Here is an 18,433-nt window from a genome sequence, read left to right on the forward strand (position 1 = left end):
TAGCCATGGCCGAAGGGAATCATGATTTGCCCCCGGCGCGGAATCCTCCTGGCGCCCCCCAACACGGCCACACTTCACTTATGCACACTTCGGTCAGCCAATCCGGCGAAAAGTCTGCCACCAAATCTGCCCCGCTTAGGTTGCGACGGCAATCGAGGTAGTTCGGGTGGCCGTGCCGCTTTGATGAGCGAAGCGCATTGCGATGCGGATCATACGATAAGGCGTAGCAGTTCCGCTGAGGCTGGCTAGGCGGTGGTTTCCTACCGAGGCGCGCTGTTGTCTTCAGCCCACTCAGTGAACGCATATCGGCGGGACCAGGCGGGGAAGCCCACCCCGGCTTAGAACCTTCACTTCCCTCCGCTTATATCCGAGTCTTCCCTCGCATTAGCTAGAAGCCTGCCGCCAAATCTGCCCAAGTTAATGCGCCCAGGGTCACGTTGTGCTTTATTTCAATGCCACTCGTTGCGGCTTCTCTAGCGACATAGATCCAATTTTCCGCATTTGTTTAGATGCTGCGTTACCCGACGTTGATAAACGGCCACGATTGATTTGGGGGACGCTATGATTGGGCTTGCAAAGTCATTTGAAAAGTATCTGTCGTTCGGCGCCATCGGCGGGCTGCTCGGAGTATGCAACGACATTGCCACACCATTGGCCGGCTCGAATATTTATGGCGTAATCGTCGGCGCGGCGGCACTTGTGATCGGTCTCCTTTCCGGTGCCTTTCTCGGCTTCGGGAGGGATGCGGTCAAAGGGGTACTGGGTTTCGGTTTTATCATTTTTAGCCTCAGCATCTTTTTCATCGTGAACGGTCCGGATAACAGCGATGCACCAACAGGATATATGGCTGCTGAGTTCGAAGGCTTGAAAAAGGTGCAGGATCAACTGGCCGTGTCGCTCGGGGTTATCGAGCGAAACACGGGCAAGATCGCGGACAATACGACTCAACTCGTCGAGCACACCGAGGATTTGCGTGGCTACGCGATCGACCAGGTTCGCTTTCATCAAGCCATCGAGAATGATGACCGCCGCACTGTGGTACTGGCCTGTCAGTCTGGTCAGCGCGCCGGCGCGACAATCCTTTCGAACAACGAGAAGTCTAGGGATCTGTTTCATGACGAAGACATGGTCCAATTCCTCGTCGAGAATGACTGCGTTGCGAAGAAGTCGATTTGCGGCGCTCTGTTCGAGTTCGAGTTTCCGTTCTCGTTCATGCACGCAGATTTTGCCAATATTGACCGAGTCAATCTGATCTGCGGAACCGAGGTGGGCCAGAAGGTCGCAGAACATCAGGCCGAGCGGAAGAAGAATGGCGACCCGATTTCGAAGATGTTGCAGCAGCAGAATGCGTTTTAGGAAGGGATCTACTCGGCGGACCGAACAATAGAAGTTTGATAATCACCTCCTCCGCCTGGGCCGTTTGTCGCGCCGGGGCGGACTCCTTGCAGCGTTCATCCCCGTCGATCGGCAGCGGCATCGCGATCGCCAGATTGGGCTGAAGTAGCGTGACGGTCTGGCAATGGCGCGGCAGATGATGGAGCGAGAACCGGCCGGCGAATTCCGTGGCGGACTGCCCACGCTCGACATCCCTAAACCGCTCGTCTCGGTCTGCGTGGTGATCAAGACGCTCGACCTCACGCCGCACGGCGATCGTCGGCAGAAGGCGTTGCTCTGGGATTCAATCCTCTTCAATCACCTTGTGCTTTTTCCAAGCCTTCGGATTCCACTCGTCCAGCATATGATGTTCCGCAGCCGGGCCTCCGGTTTGAACATGCAAGGCTCGCATCTGCGCTGATCCGTCAAAACAGAAACCGGTCCTCACGGCATTCGGATCGGTCTCGATCAGCTTCTCCTTGCCGAGGCTGCGCACTTCGAGCGTCGCGGAGCAACTGACGACCACACGCGATCCAGTCCTCCGACCGAGCTCGGTCGCGCGGCGATACTCCCAACGACCAAAGACGAGGCTGACGTCCAGCACTGGCGTGAGGATCCAATCCGGCTGCGCATGAAGCGCCAGATCTCCGCCCGGTGTCTGCCGCTCCAGATCTTCACAGATCAGCACCATGACTCGGCCCAATCCAAGTATGTCGCAAAGAACGAGTTCGTCTCCGGTTGCACAATCCTCCATAATGGTCGTCATGACCGACCGCACAGGGCAGGGCGCACTGCTTCATGCGTGGCGCAGCCATATTGAAAACGTTGAGCTTGCGCTGGCGAAATAGAATTTCGCCAGCGCTTGTCATGATCGATGCCGACATAGTAGCGATCGTGAGACCCGGCTGCTCGCCATTGCGCACGGACTTATCCCCGCCGCGGAGACCGGGATAAAGGAGCATGGCCGCAACCAGGTAGGTACCACATCGGAGTTGGCACGAACACGTCGAGCGGTTGGCTCGCCCAATACGCCGCGACGCAGGTGAAATATCCAATGAAGCCGAAACTCTTTTGTGTGCCCGGCGCGGCTTTCCGGACGCCTGATTGGTCCCGAAGTTATCAATATGGGTGGGACTCCCCGTGCGCAGACATCAAGCGCCACGGCGTGTTTGACAAGTCAATAACACAACGATATTGTTGTGTCATGATTCCGCCACTCGACCCTTTGACCGGCTATTTACCTCAGGGCGTCCATCCAGCGTCTTGGCAAGAGGTGTTCGCCGTTTTTTCAGGAAATGGCCACCGCCAGTGGCTGCTGGAAGGTCTCGCTGCTGCTCTAGAAAACCTAGCTACCGCAGGCTGCCGGACCGTATTGCTCGACGGTAGCTTCATTTCGCAAAAGCAACTCCCGAGCGACTACGATGGCGCTTGGGACACTTTTGGAGTGGACCCCGACTTACTCGATCCGGTGCTTCTCGATTTCTCAAATCAGCGGTCTGCAATGAAGTTGAAGTACGGGGGGGAGCTTTTCCCAGCGTCCGGTCTGGCCGCTCCCGGTGTTACTTATAGGGAGTTTTTTCAGAGTGACCGCAATGGTGTGCCTAAGGGCGTGGTGGAGCTGAATCTAAGGAGTCTGCCATGATCACCAACGAGCGACAGTACAAGATTACCCGCTCCCAGGCCGAAAAGTTTAAGAAGGCGCTGACGGAGTTTTCGCTTGAAGACAGAAAGGGCGTACACCCACGCCTTGTCCAAGCGGAAAGGGAGGCGCTTGAGAGCCAGATCGCCGATCTCGATCTGGAGTTGGCTGAGTACGAGGGGCTGAAGTCGGAAGAGCTAGCTATGCTCACCCTCGATTCTTTTGAAGGATTGGCTGAAGGGCTGATCAAAGCGCGCATTGCATCCGGATTAAGCCAGAAGGATCTTGCGGACCGCCTTGGGCTCAAGGAACAGCAGATTCAGCGCTATGAGGCAGACCGGTATGGTTCGGCGAGCCTCCAGAGACTGCAAGCGGTCGCCCAAGCTATCGGAGTGAGAATCCAGAACGACATCATGTTGCCAATTCCGGCCGTGTCGTTTGACAGCCTCGTCTCCAAACTGCGGCAGGTCGGTCTTGATCGTGATTTTGTCCTTACACGTCTTCTCCCGTCGTCTGATCTTTCACGTCTGACAGGGGAAGCTGACGTTGAGGATCAAAGCCAGATTCTACAGCGAACAGGTGAAATTCTGCAGCGCATTTTCGGGTGGACCCGTGAAAATCTGTTTGGACCTAGCGTCCTGCAATCGCCCCAACTTGCCGCTGCTCACGCTCGCTTTAAAATGCCGGCCAACCGGTCGCAAAAAACCACCACGGCATATGCTGCATACGCCCACTATCTGGCACTAACTGTGCTTCGCGGGTGTGCCGACATGCCACGGCGGCCGATCCCGATAGACCCTACGGTTTTCCGGCAAGCCGTTATTGACGCATACGGAGAGTTTGAGCTGCGCTCGGCCTTGCATTACGCCTGGGATCTTGGCGTCCCTGTCTTGCCATTGCGCGATCGTGGAACATTCCACGGTGCGTGCTGGCGTTACAATCATAGAAATATTGTGGTTCTCAAACAGACGTCGGCTTTCGAGGCCCGATGGCTGTTCGACCTTTTGCACGAGCTTTTTCACGCAGGTCAGGAACCCGAAGCTGCAACTCTTGAGGTAATCGAAGGCGACGAAACCTCAGCAGAACGCCGGAACTCGGACGAAGAAATTGCTGCAAGCCAATTTGCGGGTGACGCCAGTCTTGATGGTCAAGCCGAAGAATTGGCGCAAACCTGTGTAGAGGCGGCCCGCGGTTCCGTTCAGCGACTTAAAGTCGTGGTTCCCCAAATTGCTGAAGACTATGATGTTAGCGTCGGAGCTTTAGCAAATTACATGGCTTTCCGACTTTCTTGGCAGGGTGTCAATTGGTGGGGAGCTGCTGCCAATCTTCAGACTGGTGACGCCGACCCCTGGAGAATTGCTCGAGATGTGTTCCTTGAGCGATTTCCGGCGAAATTTGAAAGTGAAATCGACCGCAATTTGCTCGAACGCGTTCTGCATTGAGGAATCCCGATGACCGAATTCAAAAAACCAGAACCGCTTAAAATCACCTGCACTGCTGTGGACTGTGAAAATGATCTCCATTGTTTTAAGCAACTGAAGAAGATGACGAGTGAGCAGCGCGGAAAGTGCCGCGCGTGCGAAGCGGACCTTGTCGACTGGTCGCGTCTTAAGCAACGCGACCTCAACGATGCGGCCCACACTTTCGAAGCGCTGCAGCATGAGCTCATACGTCACCATTTCTTCCATAAAGAGATTGACGAAGGCGCCGACCGCCATGCTCGCCGCAAAGGTAGATTGGCCTTGTTCGAAGCAGTTGGGACTCGTCTCACAAAGTACCTCGCCCCTGCCGAGCCCCCGAGGGACGGCTATCAAACTCCGCTGAGCGGAAACGCCATCTACTATGCGCAGCACGCAACGGCTACTTGTTGCCGGACCTGCCTCGAATACTGGCACGCGATCCCGAAAGGCCGGCCGCTGACGGCACAGGAACTCGGCTACTGCCAAGCGCTGATCGAGCTCTTCTTGAACAAGCGCCTTCCGGGTCTCAGCGAGTCACCGACAAAAGTGCCGGCACGTCGACATGGGGCAGGGGAAGGGGCGGCACTGCTATGAGCACTGGGCTTCCTGTCAAACCGATCGACACGGAGAAGTTCGCCGAGCGTCTTCGCGCTCGCGCGATAAATGCGGCCGACCGCAAAATTCTGATCTCCCGTCTGTCTGGGTCGGAACAGGAGGTCGACCTGTCGTCTCCAACCAATTGCGACGGCTTTGGCCGGATCCGCCATTTCAAATTCAGAACTTCGGAAGGGTGGCCCGCAAATCCTCTGCCCATTGTGCCAGCTTGTAAGGCTCTGGGAATACACGAGCCGCCGGCAATGATGATGGCTCAAGTCTTCCAAAATGCAGCGTGCGCCTGGCGCTGTTGGTACTGCTTTGTACCAGATGCGTTGCTCAAGGCGGATGTTACACGGTCGTCCTGGTTTTCTGCTGACGAGCTTGTTGCATTTTACGCCGATCTCTCCGACCGACCATCGATTATTGACCTTTCTGGAGGATCGCCGGATCTGGTTCCAGAATGGACGCCGTGGATGATGGAGGCGCTACAATCTCGCGGCCTGGATCGATCGACCTACCTTTGGACGGACGACAATCTCAGTACCACTTATCTATTCGACAAGCTGACGAAAGACGAGCTGATGCTTCTCCGTAGCTATCAGAATTATGGCCGGGTGTGCTGCTTCAAAGGATTCGACTCCTATTCTTTTGCGTTCAACACGAAGGCCGCCGAAAGCGATTACGAGCAGCAATTTAAAATCATGCGGCGCCTACTCGACCTTGGCCTCGATCTCTACGGATATGTAACTCTGACCTCCCCGCGCAGTGAAGGTGTCGCGGCCGGCGTCCGCACCTTTGTTGACCGTCTTCAAGACCTCGATCCCCATTTGCCACTTCGAACTGTTCCGCTCGAGATACGTATGTTTTCGCCCGTCGGCGCGCGCCTCGCTGCTAACGACGAGCGTCAGATCAGCATGGGAGTTCAGCAGGAGGCAATCGAAGCATGGAACGAAGAGATCGAAAAGCGTTTCGAGCCTGCGATGAGGGCTCGCCCAATTTCGGCAGTGCCGTTGAGAACTCGGGGATAACTTATGTCACGCGTCTTGGCTCAAGCAGATTTCGAGAGGCGTATCGACGAGCAGGTTCTCGGGCTCTTAAGCCAATCGTCCTTGAGCTTTCATGCAATGCTCGGAGCGCTCCCCGGCGTCTATCCGACGAACGTGATTGACTCTCTGACAAGACTCTCGGCGACCGGGTTGGCCGATCGTAGCCGCACTGAGGAGTTGCGCGCTCAAATAGGCAGGCGGGACGATGCCTTGCGCTCAACCAGAACCCTGCTTCCACTGCCACACCCGGTCGAGTTCGAATGGCGGTTTTGTCCAGATACCTCTCAGCACCTGCTTGAACTAGCCAACGAGATGGCTCCCGCGAGAACCCCGATCGTGTTGTTTGGCACGCCTGGCATCGCGGTCGAGGCCCTTCAGCTGCCTATCGCGCGCAAGCTTACCTTCATAGGCGAGAACAATTCTGTCACCCAGCGCCTCATAGCCCTGAACGATGCAGCGGAACAATCGCTGACGTTGCAATTCTGCACGATGGCTTACCCTCAGATGGGTGCTGGCGCGGTGATCGTGGATCCACCTTGGTATATGGATTTCGTCAAGCCGATGCTTGCCATCGCTGCTCACACTGTATGCGTCGGCGGTTTTGTTTTCATCAGCCTTCCTCCTGAGGGCGTTCGACCGTCGGCGATTGATGACCAGACGAACCTGATTAGCCGCGCTGGCCGGATAGGGCTGCGACTCCATTCAGTCCAACCGCTGTCGCTCTACTATGAGACACCGTTCTTCGAGCAGAATGCGTTGGCGGCAGCGGGAATCGGTTGTTCGCAACGGTGGCGCCGAGGCGATCTTCTCGTTTTCGAGAAAATTAGCGTCGCCACTCCCGATTCCAACCTATTTGTGGCACGCAAACGCGAATGGTGTGAGTTCGTCATCGGCCGCATGCGGCTTTTCGTGCGACGCGCGGGGCAGTCCACTTGCCCTACTGCCCTTAGCTCGCTGGTCGACGGCGACGTTCTGCCAACCGTCAGCCGCCGCGATCGGCGCCGGCGTCAGGCCGCTGTCGTGACTTCAGGTAACAGGATCTTCGCGTCGAACAATCCCGAGCTCATCGTGGAAGCTGCGTTGTCACTGTGCAAAACCGATTTTAGCAGTCGCTCGCGGCAGCCTTTATGGAGTAACCTCAATGAGGCTGCAGAGGTGGAACGCATTGCGGATGAATTGACGCGTCTTTCGGAGCAGGAGGCCGCCGAAGAGCGTGCAACTTTGCCTTTGTCGCCTATTGCAGGGGGCCAGGCTTGGAAATACGCTTCGATCAACTCCTCAAGAGAACGACGGGAAGTTCTTTCTGGAGCGACTATATGACGTCGGCCAGTAAGGATCCCTTTCTCTGTGGGGTCCATCTAGCCGTGTTTTCCCAACCCTACCTCGATCTGGTGCTTGCCGGTGACAAGAAGATTGAATCCAGATTCAGTCGAAATCGGTGCGCGCCATTCGACGAGATCCGCCAGGGCGATATCATTCTGCTCAAGGAGGTATCCGGCCCGGTTTGCGGTATTGCACTCGCAAGTCGTATCTGGTTTTTCGACCTCGATAACGAACCGATAGAGGCCATCCGGCAGCAATACGGTGGGGCAATTCTGGCGGACGATGAATTCTGGTTGCAGAAAGAAGAGTCCTCATTTGCTACGCTTATCGAGCTAACTAATCCGACCTCGATAGAGCCGCTTGCGTTTGACAAGCGAGATCGGCGTGGCTGGGTATCGCTCCGGCCGCGCCAAATGGAGCTATTTTGATGTCACTGATTGTGTGCGTTTCAGGGAAGATCGGCAGCGGAAAATCCTCAGTGCTCACAGCGCTTGGCGACAAGCTGCATTGGAAACGCACTGGGTTCGGTGACTATCTCAGAGCGGAAATCGTAAAAGCCGGTGGCGACCCGTCCTCTCGAGAGGCGTTGCAAGACATGGGTAAGCGTTTGGTCGAATCGGATCCTGATGGCTTTTGCAGGGCCGTTCTGGCCTACGGTGACTATCAGGCGGACGATAACCTGTTCGTCGATGGCGTGAGACATGTCAATATTTTCACCGTCCTCAAACGAATTGCCGCGCCGGCCGACGTGAGGTTGATTTTTCTGTCAGTAACCGATGACGTCCAACGGTCGCGAGTGACAAACCGCGCAGACAGTGATGATCTTGTTAGAGCCGTCGGGCATACTGTCGAATTCGATCTTGCGGAAAGTTTGCCCCAGTGGGCGGACGCCAATATCGACGCAGATCAGCCCTTCGACGACGTCGTAGCGTCTTGCGTTCAAACGATCCAATCGTGGATGAAAAAATGATCCATGAGCGAAACAGCTTCATAGGCAGATATCGAAAATGGAGGCTGCGCTATGGCTCATAGAGCTGGGAGCGCAGATCTACCCCTTCACGGTGGGCGCGTTCCAGCTTGGCTCGGTGAACGCATGACGCGCCTCGGGACGATCATCACGGAAGCGATTGTACTTCACTACGGGCGCGATGAGTTTTTGAGGCGTCTTGCCCACCCATTTTGGTTCCAGTCATTCGGCGCAGTCATGGGGATGGACTGGCACTCGTCGGGCATCACAACTAGTGTCCTGGGAGCCTTGAAGCGCGGTCTTTCACCCCGCGCCCACGAACTCGGCATCTATGTCTGCGGCGGACGTGGCGCTCAGTCGCGTAAGACGCCATCAGAATTGATCACCATAGCGGAGTGCACTGGCTTCGACGGTCATCACCTTGCCTCGACGAGCCGCCTAATTGCAAAGGTCGACAGCGCGGCCGTGCAGGATGGGTTTGACCTCTATCTCCATGGATTTATCACTACACAAGATGGAAACTGGGTGGTCGTGCAGCAAGGAATGAACGGCGAGCGTGGACAAGCTCGGCGGTATCACTGGTTATCAGAAGGACTGAAAAGTTTTCTTGATTCACCCCATGCTGCTATCGAAGGGCGCGACCAAGGCATCATAATGAACCTAGCCGACGCCAGGGCACGACCGTCTCGGGACGCCCAGCTCGAGCTTCTGGATGTTATTGGACCTGATGGCATCATTCGCGAACTGAACAAGATTCACCCCAAAGGGAAACCTGAACAAATCTTCGTCGAAGAACAGATGGACCTTCCTCATCTCGTTATGCCTATGCGCCACGAAGTCCAAGAAGTGGATGTGAATATACGTCGCCTCCATGGAAACCTGGCCGCGGCGGCCGAGCGCGGGCCAAAAGACTTTCAGGAACTGCTTCTTGTGCCGGGTGTCGGACCTCGTACCGTCAATGCCCTAGCGATGGTGGCTGAGGTTGTTCACGGAGCTCCTTCTCGTTTTTCTGATCCAGCGCGATTTTCTCTGGCTCACGGTGGGAAGGACCGCCATCCGTATCCGGTACCGATTAAGGTCTACGATGAGACAATACGCGTAATGAAGTCGGCTGTCCAAAAAGGAAAATTGGGCCACCAAGAAGAGCTCTTGGCCTTGCATCGATTGGACGAACAGGCGAGGCGGCTTGAGCGCTACGTTACCGGGCCTGACCTAAAAGAGATTATTGCGGGCGAGTTCCATCGCTCGCACGAGTTTGGCGGCCGCTCGATATTCGGCCACGAAGTCGATCCCGCCAGCGGTCACCAGGTGTAGTTCGACTGTGTCTTGATTCCGGATCTCCAGCAGCCGCCGTCTGCGCCATTTCAGAAACCGATTTTGATCAAAGTCGGTTGGTGTCGGTTCTGAATTGTCGACAAACCCAGGGCAAGGTGTTGTGTGCACGCGTTGGCCTGTTGTTCCAAAACAAATTTACCCTGAAAACACTACGGATTTGCGTTTAGATCAAACGCTCGCTACTCAATTGATATTGTATCGGGGAGGCGATGTGACAGGAACTCTAGCAATCTGGCACGAGGCGATCGGTGAACTTGTGCCGAAAAGGGGGAACCTTGCGCCCGGAGAGATCGCAGACGGTTGCCCCACCTTGGAACTGCACTTCAATCTCTGGCGGGATAGTGCCCTCCACGCCGACTTCGTCGATATCGGCATTAAGGTCAAGACAGGGGCGCCGTTCAAAAGACTTTTCCTGTTTGTACCGGCTCAGATTCAGAAAACACAGCTGCTCGACTTGAGTTCTGTGCTCAAGCACGGGACCAGTCTCAACGCAGTGTTCAACGACCTGGTTGAGATCATAAGTCGTGCCGAGAACTATTTCGACACTCGGCTTGGCCGGACTACGACTCGAATCCATACGATCGACCTTGATAGGCACATTACGCTAGAGCCGGTGGAAATGGATGCCGGTGACATTGGCACCGTAATCAGTTTCAACAAGGAATTATGTGAGCAGTTCGAGGGTGGCCACGATCATTATATCCGGTTTCGGATTTATTTGACGAAGGCAACTCGGCATTTGTTCAGTTCGGAGGTCATTCCAAATGAGTGGTTCCTCTTGCCCTCCTTCGAGAATACTGAGCTAACCGAGTTTAGGCTGAATGAGCGCCGAACGATCCCGCCATCGTTAATCCAGTGGTTTGAGGACGGTCCGGTTAACATCTCAACAGTTCACTATTTCCTGATCCGAGACCTGCGCCATGAACTTATGATGCAGCATAGAGATTTCCGGAAGATCCGTGTTCTCGAAGCCAGCCTCTGGCGTCACTATCTGCGAGGGCGCCATCCGGAAAAGAAGGTTGACCTCGAGCCGTACCCCGGCTTTACCGACGGCGGGTTCGTCATCTACCACTGGAAGGACAGCGGCAAGATTTCAGAGGGTAAGCTAAGCGAGCGCGTCGAGGACTTCAATGCGTTTGCCAAGTTCCGAATGTATCGACCAAACTTGTTCATGTACGCATACATGATCACGCTGATCGGCGCGCTCGGCAGCGCTTTTTACGCGGTTGCCGCTGAACTATATCGGTGGCTGCTACCGGAAATTTTTACAAAACCGGGGACATCTTTCCCGAGCGCGCTCGCTGATACAGTGACCATACTAGCCGGCTTGCTGCTCTTTTTCTTCTTACTCTGGATTACCCTCACTCAAATCAAGGGGGCGTTGAAGGACCTAAGCATGACAATAGGAAGAATTTTCCGTCGCTTTGGGTCTGGGGCCGATTGATTGCGTCACATGCGAACCATATGCTGAGCGATTAAGGGGGGCAGATGAGTCAGATGGAACTTGCACAAGAGAAGCTGTGTCATGCATTACGATGGGCGTGCGTCGATGTGTACGCAGCCCTTGCAGATGTTTGTCATCTCTATCCTAATTTCGAGGAATGGTATTGGGACAAGGTTGTGCCCGAGCTTGGAGTTTCGCGCTCGATTTTCGTTGATTGGATGAACGAGCGGATCACCGGCGTCGTCATCGCAAAGAGAACCTGCGATGAACAAAAGGTATGCACAGTGTGGGTAGACAAGGGCTTCCGGGCTCAAGGCGTTGCTTCGTCTCTGATCGGGGAGGCGAGCCGTTGGCTCGGAACAGATTACCCAATGATCACTATTCCGCAAAACCGGCTGTCTGAATTTAGTGGTATCCTTAGGTCAGGGCGCTTCGCCCAAACCCAGAAACTTGCCTCATATTACCGGGCTGGTGAAACCGAGCATGTATTCAATGGCTGGCTTTCGCCTTACGAAAGCGCTCGATTGCTGAACGCATAGCCGCAATCTCCCCTGACCGAATACTCACCAGCGGGACACCGAGTAGATGAGCGATCTGCTCGGCGCGATCGAGTTCGCGCGCTCGGAGAGTAGCAACAGCGTCTGGAGCATCCGCAAAGCGGGTGCCACGTCTACGCGCAAGAAAGGCCGCGCTTGGATCGTCGACGACGACAATAGCTGCAGGGCGTAGACGCTCGAAAAACCATTCTGGAACATCAACGGCGTCATTCCCGGTCTCGATTATGAAATGCCCATCGATAATTGCTTCTTGCTCAGCATCGAGATCGATGGACAACAGGAGATCGAGTAAGATTCGCTGGTTTTCATGGACCTGATTCAATCCCTCTGGCTGTAAGGTCTTTCCGGCTGACTTAAGTAGATCACTAGCAATCACGTGCTGGACATCCGACATGCCATCGACCGCGGCATGCAACGTGCGTGTCTTGCCCGATTTCGAGAGACCTGCGACGAAAATCATGAGAAGAGGCCTCCTATACGACCTGGCCTAGATAACATTTTTGCAAGGCATCTGCATGACCGACCTTACGCTCTCTCGACGTTTTTCGGCGACTATCCTCTCCGCTTCCGAAGCTGCACTTTTCAACGACTGCACACTTGGTGGCAGCTTGACCCTCTTCGAAAAAGGCAAGCTCTCATGCAGTTACTCTCCGTTCGAATTCGTCAATAGTCATGCGCGTATCGTGCTTGTCGGCATTACGCCTGGGCGACGTCAGGCGACGGACGCTCTCATTGCCTATCGGCGGTCGATGCAAAAAGCTCTTGACGAGGAAACCGCGCTTGCGGTCGCCAAATCAACCGCCAGCTTTGCAGGAGCGATGCGCTCGAATCTGATACGCATGTTCGACCATGTTGGCCTCCACACCCATCTGCAAATTCCATCCTGTGCTGATCTATTTGGTTCAGCCCAGACCCTCGTCCATTATACGTCAGCTCTCCGGAACCCCGTGTTTGTAGATGGGGCCAATTATTCTGGTCAGCCCAAGATCACGGCGGTCCCGGAACTGCAGGAAATGGTACGCAGAACCTTTTTCGATGAAATCCGGAAAGTCAGCTCCGCGTTGTGGGTACCACTCGGGGCATCCGCTGAGCTCGCGCTTCAGATGGCGGTCGACGTGGATTTACTCAATAGGAATGCGGTACTAACGGGTTTCCCCCATGCGAGCGGCGCAAACGCCGAGCGCATCGCATACTTCCTAGGTATCAAGCAGCGCAAAGCATTGTCGAGTAAAACCAATCCCGACATTATTGATAGACGTAAGGACGGTCTGATGCGCGCGTTGGCCCAAATGGCAGGTTCACAGCAACCGGCTTAATCTTACTGCCATTGGGGTCACCTTGGAACGCCGCCTAACGTGAAGGCGCCTTCATCAATGTTCGTTATTATTCGTCTGCGGACCATATCCATTCAAGGCGCTAGACAAATTGCCCATGTGAATGTGATCGGGCAACTTGAACAGCCGCTTAGGCTTCTATTTCCCCGGTAAGATGGAAGCGCGGCGCCTTCTCGCCTCCTCATGCATGTTGACGGGCGTAGCCGCGAGAACACGCGTAACCAACGACGTCAGAAAACGGGCCGGTGAGAGGTCATCTGGAGTTCGTTCTGCGAGGATCGATACATTCGGCAGGGCCTTGACGATGCTCTCGACCGTGCTTTCAGCAAGGTGCGCGATTTCACCCTCGGCCGCATCCGTTATCGGCTGCGGGCCCGGCTCCAATATGCCGTCGGTGGGTTCGTGTTCGTCGGCCGCCGGAAGTACTGGATCAGTTGAGTATTCCATTAACACCAGGCAGGTGGAGTGGTAAGCATCGTCCTCACGGCCAAGCTTGGACAAGAGGTCGAACAACCACTCTGCCGTCTTGGGTTCCTTCTCCAGGATGTCAGACCGCAGACCGAACAAGAACCCCAGTGCCGCAAGGGGGTGGCGCAAGCGAAGATTCTTGGCGTCGCCGTAGGATTCCTCGATGCGGTTCGGCGCATTTTTTCCATATGAGGAGTCCATTCGCTTCGTCGATATCAGCAATTCTGGGCCGGTTACCCAATCCGTGATGATGACGTCGACTTGCTTCAGATAGTTTTTACCTAGAATTGAAGCAGACGAGGAGGTCACGCCGGGAATGGACGTGTTCGACGTCAAATGGGATTGGGCCTTGGCTCGTATCGCTGTGGGAAGCGACTTGACGAAAGCCGAGACAGGCGCGGGAAGAACCCGCGGATTAGCAGGCCTCGGCCAAACCTGGTCCGTCCCGAAACCAGCCCTTCGAAGTTCATAGCTGAGCCAGACATCAAGAGCGAGGGCAGGCACCCCCGTTTGTGTCCCCACTTTCAGGTGCAGCGGAACGCCGAGCAACAGCGCAAGGGTGTCGTAGTCGGGAAGGAAGAAAGGCTGGCCGTCCGATCGAAGAACCCACGGATTGCTGTGTTCTCCGCCAGGTGCTGCAGCTTCAACGATGTGATCGAATATTACCCAGGCTTCTGCTTTCGAACTTATTTTAGCGGCCACTTGCTGCCCTCAAATTGCGACGGTTCGCTAGTTCCGCTCGTGCATTCCGGACGCCTGCCATTTGCGTCGCCGAAACCTCGCCGTCGACCAGTACTTCGTCAACCAGCTTGACGGCATCGAGCAGCCGCCCTTTTTCCAGGAGCTTTCGAACGCTTCGCTTGATCTTGCGAAGCTCATCGGCGCGAGAGGCGATCAGGGTCGGCGAAGGCATGGCCCAAACGTCGGCCTCCTTTGGCTCGATCTTCAGGATCCCGCCTCCATAGGCGCGGCCGACCATTTCGGCATGCAACAAGGTGATTGAGTTCAAGCTGGCGACAGGGAGGAGTTCGCGGCCCACGGCCTTATATGCCTCGTTCAAGTAAACCCCATGCACCGAATTAAGGTGACGAGCCTTGGCCGAGTTTTCCGTAATCCGGGGGGTGTCCGCATTCATGCAGGTCAGTAAAAGGTCCGCGGGTGAAACGAGCGGCACCCGGTACCAGGTCTTGCGGACCCGGCATTTATAGGCGGTGTCGACGCCTGTCCTGTGGCCGTCGGCAATATATGCCGCAGCAGCCCTTGAAGGCGGGTCATTTGGATAGAACAGGTGGATCGCGTTGCCCTCTTCACCGAGTTTCTTCAGCTGGGCACTCGAAAGCGAGAGGCCCCGCAAATGCGAGCTTCCGGGTGGCGAAAGGCTGAGCAACTCGTCTGGGGGAAGTCCGAGCTCGGCTACGCGCTGGGGGGAAAGCGTGAAGTATTTGTTGTTTCCGGTTACCATTCCGAGCGTTGTGTCGCCCCAGGTTTCCAGGTCCGTGTAGAGGCCTGCTGTCGAGAGAGCGTTCAAGAGATGCACTGCGTCGATATCGACTAAACTGCTGGTCCACTTGCCCGCTGGGTCGGCCGGTGTCCAGCTCAGTCCCGGGCCTAAAGTGTCGAGCGTTGCAGCGTTCTTGGTTTGGCGGATCGTCGCAAAATCCGCCGGCCCCTCAAGGTAGCCATCAGCGAGGAGAAGCACGACATCCGCTTCCGCCTCCGGGAACACTTGCTCATCGAACAATACGAGCTGTATGTCGCGGAATCGACTGAACAGGAACTTGCGGACGGGAGCTGCATAGTTGACCGAGAGCAGTTCGGCGGGCAAGACGAAGGCTAGGCGGCCACCTTTCTTAAGGAACAACGCCGAGTGCACGGTGAACGCAGCCCAACTGGATGCGAGCCCCGTGAGGGAAATGCCGCCCCTGATGGCCGCCTCCCGGGCACGAGCACGGGCTTCCCCCGTAAAGTCCTGGTATCGGATAAAGGGAGGATTTCCGATGACGGCTTCGAACGCTGGATCGGGTGTGACGGCAAAGAAGTCGGACAGTTGGATATCGGCCTCGCCCCCGGCGTCAGCGACGCGCTTGCGAGCAACATCTGCGCTGTGGGCGTGTATTTCCACGCCATGAACCATCGGGCTCGAGCGCCTGCGTGGAGCGAGTTCACGAAGGCGATCGACCGCGGAAACTAGGAACGCAGCGTCGCCGGCGGCCGGTTCGAGCACGCGATCCTCAGGCGCGCGAATGGCCCATTTGGAAATGAAACGGGTAATCGCCGAAGGCGTGTAGAACGCGCCTCTCTCCTTGCGGAGGACGGGAGTGTCGATAGGGTCGCGATGGGTAACGAATGTCACGGCTAGCTCCCGAATCGTGCACGCATGGGTTCGCTGTCTTGCCGCTTACCTATCCTATACAGATGAATTTCTGTCTACTCTTTGTTCTTATTTTCAATCTGCCGATCCAGCGGAAAAATAGCGGCAAGCCATTGCGTTGCAATGACCTACTTCCATCCAGAACTACAGTGCACCTATGGGGCGTTGCAGCCTATGGCGTTGAAATCGGGCGCTTATCATTTTGCGGGTCGATGGTTCGGATCCATTCAAGGCGAGGGATGGGGAACATCCGGACTGGGCGGCCTGTTGCCGGCTTCCCGCCGTCTCAGTCGGGTGGATAGTCGCGCTGAGGCCCTCGATCTGAACGCTCTGGAAACGTCAGGAGCGGATACTTGGTACGTCTACAGAATGCCTCGTCCCGAACGCAAAACCGAAAGCGGCCGGACTACCATGGTTCGCCAACGCCCGGTATCGGCCCTAAGCAGTCATTAGGGCTCGAAGTTTTTCATCGTCGCTTCTAACGTGCACCCGTCAGACCAGATGACCGCGTTCCAGCCTGATGCTCGCGCGGCAGTTACGTTCGCAGGGGTATCATCGATCAAAAGCAACTGATCTGCTTGAAAGCCCGATAAAGCGCTAACTTTGTCAAAGAAAGCTTTGTCCGGCTTCCTACATCCCAATGCTGCCGAATAATAAATTCCGTCACACCGGCTGCCCAATCTAAGGACTTCCATTAGGTGGGCGGCGCGAGCGTGTTCTTGGTTCGTCGCAAGATAAACGCGTCTCCCAGACCTGCGCTGCTGATCCAGTTGTGCCAGGAGACCATTATTCAGTCGAGCGTCGTTTTCGAACCAATAAGCGACGAAAACCTCATAGCGCAGATGCGGCGCTATCTCGGCGAGTACCGGCTTCAAATGGCGGTCCAGAGTTGACCGCCCAACTATGATGTCGTTCCAATAAGGAGCAAAAAACTCTCGCTGCAACTGCTCGACCGAAAATCCAAAATCATCTTCGATGCCAGATGCCCATGGCCTTCCATCTCTCGGACGGCCGCCAACCAAAACGCCATCCACGTCGACCATAAGTGCGTTGATCATGTTCGATTGCCTCTTTCCATGCGTTGCCCGCAGGATAAGCAATCTTGCGGCAGCCGCAACGACCGCTATTGGCGCTAAGGAGACATGATGTCGCCGCGTAGTTAGTCGGCTTCCGGGCCTGTGCGATGACGACCGCTACGCCCGAAATGCTGTTGCTTGAAGACCTAGTGGTGGATTTCGCCCTAGGGGCAGACAGGCTCGTACCCCCATCCCTGGACCGCTTGTTGCCGTGACGTTCACTTTTTGGGCCAAGAAGATGGTGTAACGGGCTCAGCCGGCACGGCAGGTTTGAAGGGCCGGTGGTCGTCCCTCACAATGATGGTGTCGCGGAGTCAGGAGTGGCCTGCTCCATAGCATCACGGAGAAACGACCATGAAAGCAGTATGCCGGCATCGACGTATCATTGGAATACTCGAGTGTGTGCGTGGTCGATGCGGATGGCCGCATCGTCCGGGAAGCAAAGATCCTCAGCGAGCCCGATGCGCTGATCGCCTGGTTTGGCGACCAGGGTGCGATGGAGCGCATTGGTCTGGAGGCCGGGCCGTTGTCGCAGTGGCTGCATGCCGGCATGGTGAAAGTAGGTCTTGCCGTCGAGTTGATCGAGACGCGCCACGTGCGTGCAGCCTTTAAGACGATGCCGGTCAAGACCGACAGGAAGGACGCCCGCGGCATTGCGCAGTTGATGCGGCTGGGCTGGTTCCGACCGGTCCACTGCAAATCGCTGGCCGCCCAGGAGGTGCGTGCGCTGCTGACTGCCCGCAAGCTCATTCAGGGCAAGCTTCATGACGTCGAGATGAGCATCCGGGGCATTCTGCGCGGCTTCGGCCTCAAGGTGGGGCCGACGACGCGGTGCACTTATGCGGGGCGCATTCGTGAACTGATTGCCGGCCATTCGACCTTGGAAACGATCGCCTCTTCGCTGCTGAAGGTACGCGACGCGCTGGTGCAGGAATTTGCAGGGTTTGAGCGCACGCTGCGCGCCATCGCCCGTCAGGACGACAACGCCCTTCGGTTGATGACGACGCCCGGCGTTGGCGTCCTGGTGGCGCTGACGTTTGTGGCGGCCATCGATGCGCCAGAGCGCTTCCGCTCCTCTCGCGCGGTCGGGCCGCACTTCGGATTGACACCAAGGAATATCAATCCGGGGAGACCGATCATAGCGGTCGCATCTCGAAGATCGGCGATGGCAGCGTGCGAACCGCGCTCTACGAGGCGGCCCACGTCATCCTGACGCGTCCGGTCAAAGGGTCCGATCTGAAGGGCTGGGCACTGGCGGTCGCCAGACGAGCCGGTCCCAAAAAGGCGCGCGTGGCGCTGGCCCGCAAGTTGGCCGTTGTGTTGCATTGCATGCTCAGGGACGGAACCAGCTTCATTGCTCGTAAGGTAGACCCAGCCCTGGCGGCTTGATCGAAGGAGACGACAAGACAGGTTTTCGGACGGGCACAGCCATCCGCCCGCCG

Annotated in this window: 17 protein-coding genes and 1 pseudogene; 13 read left to right on the forward strand and 5 right to left on the reverse strand. The window is 56.2% G+C overall.

The genetic code is table 11. The features are described 5' to 3' along the window. Positions 1–561 precede the first annotated feature (561 nt). Positions 562–1,356, forward strand: a complete 795-nt coding sequence (locus tag IB279_RS34075) for a hypothetical protein (protein ID WP_192340721.1) — start codon at positions 562–564, stop codon at positions 1,354–1,356. Positions 1,357–1,678: 322 nt separating this feature from the next. Here the strand turns inward: IB279_RS34075 and IB279_RS34080 are convergent, their stop codons facing one another. Next, positions 1,679–2,140 (reverse strand): hypothetical protein, encoded by a 462-nt coding sequence (locus IB279_RS34080; RefSeq protein ID WP_192340722.1) that lies wholly within the window; start codon positions 2,138–2,140, stop codon positions 1,679–1,681. Between the two features lie 288 nt (positions 2,141–2,428). Between IB279_RS34080 and IB279_RS34085 the strand changes: the two genes are divergently transcribed. The 10 genes from IB279_RS34085 (at position 2,429) to IB279_RS34130 (ending at position 11,724) form a co-directional block, all read left to right on the forward strand. Further along, entirely contained in the window at positions 2,429–3,016 is a 588-nt protein-coding gene (locus IB279_RS34085) for a DUF6932 family protein (RefSeq protein WP_246802229.1), read from the forward strand. Further along, on the forward strand, positions 3,013–4,455 hold the full coding sequence (locus tag IB279_RS34090; protein ID WP_192340723.1) for a helix-turn-helix transcriptional regulator: 1,443 nt from the start codon (positions 3,013–3,015) through the stop codon (positions 4,453–4,455). The genes IB279_RS34085 and IB279_RS34090 overlap by 4 nt, the downstream gene beginning before the upstream one ends. A 9-nt stretch (positions 4,456–4,464) precedes the next feature. Then, on the forward strand, positions 4,465–5,067 hold the full coding sequence (locus tag IB279_RS34095) for a DUF4186 family protein (RefSeq protein ID WP_192340724.1): 603 nt from the start codon (positions 4,465–4,467) through the stop codon (positions 5,065–5,067). After that, positions 5,064–6,098, forward strand: coding sequence for a hypothetical protein (locus tag IB279_RS34100; RefSeq protein ID WP_192340726.1), 1,035 nt, complete (start codon positions 5,064–5,066; stop codon positions 6,096–6,098). The genes IB279_RS34095 and IB279_RS34100 overlap by 4 nt, the downstream gene beginning before the upstream one ends. Before the next feature lie 3 nt (positions 6,099–6,101). Next, a complete protein-coding gene (locus tag IB279_RS34105) occupies positions 6,102–7,436 on the forward strand; it encodes a hypothetical protein (RefSeq protein ID WP_192340727.1) in 1,335 nt (444 codons plus the stop codon). Next, entirely contained in the window at positions 7,433–7,867 is a 435-nt protein-coding gene (locus IB279_RS34110) for an ASCH domain-containing protein (RefSeq protein ID WP_192340729.1), read from the forward strand. Before IB279_RS34105 ends, IB279_RS34110 begins: the two co-directional genes overlap by 4 nt. Continuing rightward, entirely contained in the window at positions 7,867–8,409 is a 543-nt protein-coding gene (locus IB279_RS34115; RefSeq protein ID WP_192340731.1) for an AAA family ATPase, read from the forward strand. The genes IB279_RS34110 and IB279_RS34115 overlap by 1 nt, the downstream gene beginning before the upstream one ends. 51 nt (positions 8,410–8,460) lie before the next feature. Continuing rightward, on the forward strand, positions 8,461–9,720 hold the full coding sequence (locus IB279_RS34120; protein ID WP_192340733.1) for a DUF763 domain-containing protein: 1,260 nt from the start codon (positions 8,461–8,463) through the stop codon (positions 9,718–9,720). Positions 9,721–9,952: 232 nt separating this feature from the next. Then, complete coding sequence (locus IB279_RS34125; protein WP_192340735.1) at positions 9,953–11,185, forward strand: hypothetical protein; 1,233 nt, start codon at positions 9,953–9,955, stop codon at positions 11,183–11,185. A 44-nt stretch (positions 11,186–11,229) separates the two neighbouring features. Then, on the forward strand, positions 11,230–11,724 hold the full coding sequence (locus IB279_RS34130; protein ID WP_192340741.1) for a hypothetical protein: 495 nt from the start codon (positions 11,230–11,232) through the stop codon (positions 11,722–11,724). Here IB279_RS34130 and IB279_RS34135 read toward each other — a convergent pair. Then, positions 11,675–12,202, reverse strand: coding sequence for an AAA family ATPase (locus IB279_RS34135; RefSeq protein ID WP_192340743.1), 528 nt, complete (start codon positions 12,200–12,202; stop codon positions 11,675–11,677). The genes IB279_RS34130 and IB279_RS34135 overlap by 50 nt on opposite strands. A gap of 55 nt (positions 12,203–12,257) precedes the next feature. Between IB279_RS34135 and IB279_RS34140 the strand changes: the two genes are divergently transcribed. Further along, complete coding sequence (locus tag IB279_RS34140; protein WP_192340745.1) at positions 12,258–13,058, forward strand: hypothetical protein; 801 nt, start codon at positions 12,258–12,260, stop codon at positions 13,056–13,058. A 156-nt stretch (positions 13,059–13,214) separates the two neighbouring features. On the opposite strand, the gene IB279_RS34145 is transcribed toward IB279_RS34140, so the two are convergent. From IB279_RS34145 to IB279_RS34155, 3 genes are all read right to left on the reverse strand, one after another. After that, on the reverse strand, positions 13,215–14,246 hold the full coding sequence (locus tag IB279_RS34145; protein WP_192340747.1) for a hypothetical protein: 1,032 nt from the start codon (positions 14,244–14,246) through the stop codon (positions 13,215–13,217). Then, a complete protein-coding gene (locus tag IB279_RS34150) occupies positions 14,236–15,897 on the reverse strand; it encodes a class I SAM-dependent DNA methyltransferase (RefSeq protein ID WP_192340749.1) in 1,662 nt (553 codons plus the stop codon). The genes IB279_RS34145 and IB279_RS34150 overlap by 11 nt, the downstream gene beginning before the upstream one ends. A gap of 467 nt (positions 15,898–16,364) precedes the next feature. After that, positions 16,365–16,973 carry an HAD-IA family hydrolase gene (locus tag IB279_RS34155; protein ID WP_192340751.1) on the reverse strand — a complete coding sequence of 203 codons (609 nt, stop codon included), beginning with the start codon at positions 16,971–16,973 and terminating at the stop codon, positions 16,365–16,367. 391 nt (positions 16,974–17,364) lie between these two features. On the opposite strand from IB279_RS34155, the pseudogene IB279_RS34160 reads away from it, so the two are divergent. After that, positions 17,365–18,380: pseudogene (locus IB279_RS34160) on the forward strand (IS110 family transposase). Positions 18,381–18,433: the final 53 nt, after the last annotated feature.

The sequence above is a fragment of the Ensifer sp. ENS06 genome, assembly GCF_014852205.1.
GTDB classification, from domain to species: domain Bacteria; phylum Pseudomonadota; class Alphaproteobacteria; order Rhizobiales; family Rhizobiaceae; genus Ensifer; species Ensifer adhaerens.

What these genes read in the sequence shown, in the direction of transcription:
- IB279_RS34075 (WP_192340721.1), top strand. Translation starts at nt 562, where the DNA reads ATGATTGGGCTTGCAAAGTCATTTGAAAAGTATCTGTCGTTCGGCGCC.
- IB279_RS34080 (WP_192340722.1), bottom strand. Translation starts at nt 2,140, where the DNA reads ATGACGACCATTATGGAGGATTGTGCAACCGGAGACGAACTCGTTCTT.
- IB279_RS34085 (WP_246802229.1), top strand. Translation starts at nt 2,429, where the DNA reads ATGAAGCCGAAACTCTTTTGTGTGCCCGGCGCGGCTTTCCGGACGCCT.
- IB279_RS34090 (WP_192340723.1), top strand. Translation starts at nt 3,013, where the DNA reads ATGATCACCAACGAGCGACAGTACAAGATTACCCGCTCCCAGGCCGAA.
- IB279_RS34095 (WP_192340724.1), top strand. Translation starts at nt 4,465, where the DNA reads ATGACCGAATTCAAAAAACCAGAACCGCTTAAAATCACCTGCACTGCT.
- IB279_RS34100 (WP_192340726.1), top strand. Translation starts at nt 5,064, where the DNA reads ATGAGCACTGGGCTTCCTGTCAAACCGATCGACACGGAGAAGTTCGCC.
- IB279_RS34105 (WP_192340727.1), top strand. Translation starts at nt 6,102, where the DNA reads ATGTCACGCGTCTTGGCTCAAGCAGATTTCGAGAGGCGTATCGACGAG.
- IB279_RS34110 (WP_192340729.1), top strand. Translation starts at nt 7,433, where the DNA reads ATGACGTCGGCCAGTAAGGATCCCTTTCTCTGTGGGGTCCATCTAGCC.
- IB279_RS34115 (WP_192340731.1), top strand. Translation starts at nt 7,867, where the DNA reads ATGTCACTGATTGTGTGCGTTTCAGGGAAGATCGGCAGCGGAAAATCC.
- IB279_RS34120 (WP_192340733.1), top strand. Translation starts at nt 8,461, where the DNA reads ATGGCTCATAGAGCTGGGAGCGCAGATCTACCCCTTCACGGTGGGCGC.
- IB279_RS34130 (WP_192340741.1), top strand. Translation starts at nt 11,230, where the DNA reads ATGAGTCAGATGGAACTTGCACAAGAGAAGCTGTGTCATGCATTACGA.
- IB279_RS34135 (WP_192340743.1), bottom strand. Translation starts at nt 12,202, where the DNA reads ATGATTTTCGTCGCAGGTCTCTCGAAATCGGGCAAGACACGCACGTTG.
- IB279_RS34140 (WP_192340745.1), top strand. Translation starts at nt 12,258, where the DNA reads ATGACCGACCTTACGCTCTCTCGACGTTTTTCGGCGACTATCCTCTCC.
- IB279_RS34155 (WP_192340751.1), bottom strand. Translation starts at nt 16,973, where the DNA reads ATGATCAACGCACTTATGGTCGACGTGGATGGCGTTTTGGTTGGCGGC.